Source organism: Alistipes sp. 56_sp_Nov_56_25 (genome assembly GCF_001915285.1).
Classification (GTDB): domain Bacteria; phylum Bacteroidota; class Bacteroidia; order Bacteroidales; family Rikenellaceae; genus Alistipes; species Alistipes shahii.
Genome location: NZ_MNQF01000043.1, coordinates 4658 through 9491 on the forward strand (window position 1 = coordinate 4658; position 4834 = coordinate 9491).

The 4834-nt window shown below is 50.8% G+C and carries 5 protein-coding genes and 1 pseudogene; all 6 read right to left on the minus strand.

The features are described from left to right. Nucleotides 1–197: 197 nt before the first annotated feature. Complete coding sequence (locus tag BHV64_RS08910; protein WP_288115755.1) at nt 198–848, minus strand: TonB-dependent receptor domain-containing protein; 651 nt, start codon at nt 846–848, stop codon at nt 198–200. Further along, on the minus strand, nt 809–2188 hold the full coding sequence (locus BHV64_RS08915) for a TonB-dependent receptor plug domain-containing protein (protein ID WP_288115756.1): 1380 nt from the start codon (nt 2186–2188) through the stop codon (nt 809–811). Before BHV64_RS08915 ends, BHV64_RS08910 begins: the two co-directional genes overlap by 40 nt. Next, nucleotides 2185–3069 (minus strand): DUF4249 domain-containing protein, encoded by an 885-nt coding sequence (locus tag BHV64_RS08920; RefSeq protein WP_288115757.1) that lies wholly within the window; start codon nt 3067–3069, stop codon nt 2185–2187. The genes BHV64_RS08915 and BHV64_RS08920 overlap by 4 nt, the downstream gene beginning before the upstream one ends. Nucleotides 3070–3086: 17 nt before the next feature. Continuing rightward, nucleotides 3087–3491, minus strand: coding sequence for a hypothetical protein (locus BHV64_RS08925; RefSeq protein WP_288115758.1), 405 nt, complete (start codon nt 3489–3491; stop codon nt 3087–3089). Between the two features lie 67 nt (nt 3492–3558). After that, nucleotides 3559–4596, minus strand: a complete 1038-nt coding sequence (locus tag BHV64_RS08930) for a hypothetical protein (protein WP_244076646.1) — start codon at nt 4594–4596, stop codon at nt 3559–3561. 30 nt (nt 4597–4626) lie between these two features. Beyond that, nucleotides 4627–4834, minus strand: a pseudogene (locus tag BHV64_RS08935) (hypothetical protein); the annotation flags it as partial.

Consider the following 4834-nt stretch of genomic DNA (forward strand, 5'->3'; position numbering starts at 1 on the left):
CTCGTCGTATAGGTTTTATACATACCTCGTCCTACGGTGAGTTTGCCGTCCTTGTAGGTCATTTGGGCCAAGCAGTTAATCGTAACTGAAAGAACAAACAGAATGGTGAAGATCGTTTTTTTTCATAAGACAAAATTTTAAGGGTTAAAAGTTATTTTGAGGTTTGGAAATTGGCGTTTTGAATATTGTGGACACGATCATTTTCCGAACGTGCGGGTATATGAAACCGACGGCATGATAGGTATTAGCACCGTTGCTTTATAGCTGCCCCGGTAAGGGTAAATGCTCACGGGGTTCTTGTGCCATGTGGCGTTGATGATCGAGAACTGCCAGTTGCGCACGCCGTTGCGCTTGCAGCGCTCCATGTTGTAGCTGACATCGGCGCGGAAATAGTTGTGCATCCGCATCGTGGGATAGGCCGTGATGCCGATGATCGGATTACCGTCCGTATCCGGATAGCTTTCGTTCGTCAGGCGATACGGAAGCCCGGAACGCCATGCAACATTGAGTGAAAAGGTATGTTTTCGGCCCGGTCGCTTCACCACGTCGTAGCTGACGAACGCATTGAAATCGTGCGGTACGTCATACTCAAACGGGTAGGTTACGCCGTCCGAGCGGCGGCGGGAATCGGTATAGGTATAGGAAGCCGTCAGGCTCAGGCGTTCGGTCTGGTACTGGAGCATTGCTTCAATGCCGAACGCTCGTCCCGTGCCGTAAATGAAGCCGCCGTTGCCGAGCAGGTAATCGTCGCTGTCGTAAATCAGCGGCAGGTTGCGCATCCGTTTGTAATAGCCCTCCACCGAAAGGGTCAGGTTTTCGTGCAGCTTCGCACGGCCGCCGAGCGACACCTGCCATGCGTGTTGTAACCTGCCGTCCCGAAACGGGGTCCAGAAGTCAATCGGCATCGAGTAGTAATAGCGGTTGAATTGAACAAGCGCCTGTGAATCCCCGAAAGCCAGACCGAATTGTCGCGGCCAAAATCATAGGATAGTTGCGCACGCGGCTCTACGGCATATCTTGTCTGCTCCGAATTGTCATAGGCCGCGCCCCGCACGCCCACGTCGGCCCGCCAGCCGCCCCATTGAAAGCGGTTGTTCAGGAACAGCGTCCCCGAAACAAGCTGCTCGGAAGAATAGCCGCGCTCCTTGTGCTGTCCGTTGATGATGCTTTTCGTGTGCATCGGTTCGAACCGCTGGTGCGAAAACGTAGCTCCGTACTCCAGCGTCCAGATATGCGAAAGCCGTTGGTCGAACGTCATGCGTGCTCCGAACTCGTGGGTTTTGAAAGTCGTTTTGCCCCAATTACTGAAACCGTCGTCTTTAAATTCTGTTTCCTGACGGTTTTGCAGGTAGGTATAGTAGGCCACCACCGAGGAGCGCAGATTATCATTCCAACGCGATTCCAGCCGCAGGGATGCCGTAGTATTGCCCCAGCCGAACCCGTTTTCTGCGTGATCTTCCTTGTTCTTCATGTGGTCGTCGCCCGAATAGACGCCCAGCGAAAGCGTATGATTCCGGTGAATGTCATAAGTCAGTTTCCCCGTTATATCGTTGAAACCGTATCGTATATCGTTATCGGCGATTGCAAGCACCGCTTCGGGAAAGAAGTAGCGGGCCGAAATGAGGTAGGAACCCTTATCGCGTTTGATAGGCCCGTCGAGGGTCCCGGCCAACGACAAGGTTCCCACCGTGAGCGACTGGCGGTGATTCCGTCGGTCGCCCTCGCGTGTGCGAATCTGCGTCATGGCCGAAAGCCGGGACCCGTAGGCGGGCGATATGTAACCTTTCGACACCTCGGCCGATTGGACCGTTTCGCCGCTAAAAATCGAGAGGATGCCGTAGGCATGCGCCTGATTGTAAATCGGTACGTCGTCGTAAAGAATTAATGTTTGGTCGTTGCTGCCGCCGCGTACCAGCAGCCCCGACATGCCGTCCTTTCCGGCCGATACGCCCGGAAGCAGTTGCAGGAATTTGAATATGTCTTTTTCGCCCGCGAACAGCGGAGCGTATTTAAGCTGCTCGATGTCCACGGCGATATTGCCCGTCTGCTTGTAGACCATCAACGGCCTGCGGGCGGTGACGACTACCGAATCTATCGCTTCGGTGCGTGAAATGCTGTCGGCGGGAGTTTGCGCCGTAAGTAAGGCGGGAATGCAAAGCGCCAGACAGCCTGCGAGCAGTTTCCTCATAATTCGGGCGTCGTGTAATAGTTATATCCGGCGAAGATGCCGATACCGTTGTCGATGTTCGAGTAGACCGTGATCTGCTCGATAAAGGGATTTTCCTGCGCACTTTCTCCCGTATTCAGCTCATGTTTATACCGGGAGCGCATATAGCGGTCGTAGGTATCGGACGCCGCAATAATCTGAAATGTGTGCCTGTTTTCAACGGCTCCGAAAACCGAGAAACGGAGCGGGAATGCTGCGCCGAGATTTTCGCGGGCGACACGCAGAAAATATTCGAAATCTATGGTACTTCCTTTTTCGTCGGATTCGTAGGCGTCGTTCGCGCCGTTCACCTGATCGACAAATACGGAAGTCGTATAGAACGCATATATATCTTTTTCTCCGTTATTGTCCCGTTCCGTACCCCGGAGCCAGATAGCTTTGGCATCCACGCCAGCAGTAAGGTCAGTCATGTCGAAATGCCGATACCATCCCTTTTGGTGCGCGAACGATATGCGGGCTGCGGGCGCTTCGGGAATCGTCGTTCGGGCAGACAACTCGCCATAACCGGGGACCGACACAACAAGACGGTAAGAGCGCCCGGCAGCAGCCCGGAACGTTGTTTGGGTCGTACCCTCCGGATCGGCCGGGCAGCGCACAACCTCGGTATTATCTTCATACAGGCGGATTTCGGCTTCCCCAACGGGAGTGAACCCGCTTTGAGCCGAGTAGCTGCGGCTCCAATGCAGGCGTACTGCAAAGGGTTCCTGCGGCGAGATCAACGCATTGACAACCACGCGGGGCTTAAAATCCTTTTCGCCGAACGAATAATCGACCTCGCAGGCCCAGCAGATAAAAACTACAAAGAATACCGAAATGCAGCGCAGCATGATAGCCGTAATCAAGACGTAGCACGATTTTTTTACCGGACGTGCCGCCGCTGACGTAGCACGATTTTTTTACCGGACGTGCCGCCGCTGATATTTACTCGTAAAGGAAGTTGCAGGGCATCCTTATTCTTGAAATTGAAAGCCTGCTCGCTGAGGATGAAATCACCTCCGGGATTTGCCGTGGAAAGATTCTCCTCGACAACGACCTTTACCGTCTGTTTGGGATGAGCTTTGGCTGCAAAAGCATTGCGTGTAACCAATAAATCCACCTGCGCACCGGGTCCGACAGTTATTTTCGTAACAGGTTCAACCCAGCCCTCCTGCGATGGATCGTTATGCAGGAAATAAAACATGTCCTCGAAGCTCCAAACATGTTTTTCATCGTTGCAAGAAATGAATCCGATGGTAAACGCAAGCAGGAAAAGAAGTTTTTTCATAACAAAAGGGGTTAAAATAGTAAAGGAAACAGAGACTTTCTATCTCTGTTTCCTTGATGAAGTATAGTTAAATACACTCAGACACAGGCAACTGAATTAATTGCATGCAGCAGTTGATGTCTGTCAAAGCACCGCAATTACCCATCTCACGGCTTCGTGCCCTATGTACAATGCAGTTGAATCCGCTCGGCATAGGTACTTCCGTAGGGGTCATGTTGAATTGACCGTTTCCGAAACCGATGGTCGCATACAGGTTCTTTGTGGATTCCGTTTTCGAATAATTATTTCTGTATGTTTCGAAAGAAATTCGTTTCCCGGCGATGGTTAAATCCCAATGCAGATTCTCAATATAAAAGCGGTCATTGTAGGTATTCCATCCTATCAGGGTCTTCTTCTTTTGTCCCGAAACATGCACCTGAATAGCAAAGGAGGTGTTATAGTATTTCTGTCCATTTACCTCTTGTACAACAGAGTGACGCAATACGTTGGTGCGAGAGAAAACTTTGTACTTTTTTGTTTCACGACGGCGATCCGTATACTTCTGCGAAATCTCTCCTCTGGTCTGGGTTTCATCGAATACAGGCGCAACATAACCTATTTCTTCAACTTCAACAGCCCTTGTTTTTGCATCGGTCCTCTCGATAGTTACGGATTCCGCGTTCACGGTATGTTTGACATCACCGACATAAAAAACACCATTAATGTCTGCAATGCTGGCATAACCGACAGAAGTGATAACAGGCATCAGGCGGTCATTATCCATTTTAAGATAGCCTGCGCAGGTTTCAAGAACCGCTTGGTACTCCTCCGGAGTTTCACAGGCGATAATATCATCCAACATACTATCCGTGAACGAACGCCACGAGGTGAAATTATGCGCTTTCTCGAAAGCGTGCAGAGATTCTTCCGAAGTAAGCGATTCCAAAGTGTTCAGGCAAACTTCACCTGATGAAAAATGCAGTGTGCCGTCAATGCAGACAATATCACCACCTCCGACGCCCATTTCCTGCGGTTCCGGTGCTGTCTGTTCAGGGGTCGTTTCTTTCGTGCAGGCAAAAGCGACAGCCGCAAGACCTGCCAGTAAAACGATAGAAATATGTTTCATAATCATAATTTTAAAGGTAAATCTAAGAAATTATTCGGTAAACTCGATCTGTCCGGTGTAAATCGTACCGTTTTCATATTCGACGGTAATCAGGTAAACCCCGCAGTCGAGGTCCGACACGTCGAGCGTCGCAGTTTGGTCGGTGAAATTCACCATTTCCGTAAGATAGGTTCCATTGCCGGAGATCGTAACGAATGCCCGGTCGCAATTCTCCGGAGAGTGGAGCGTAATGGTGTTG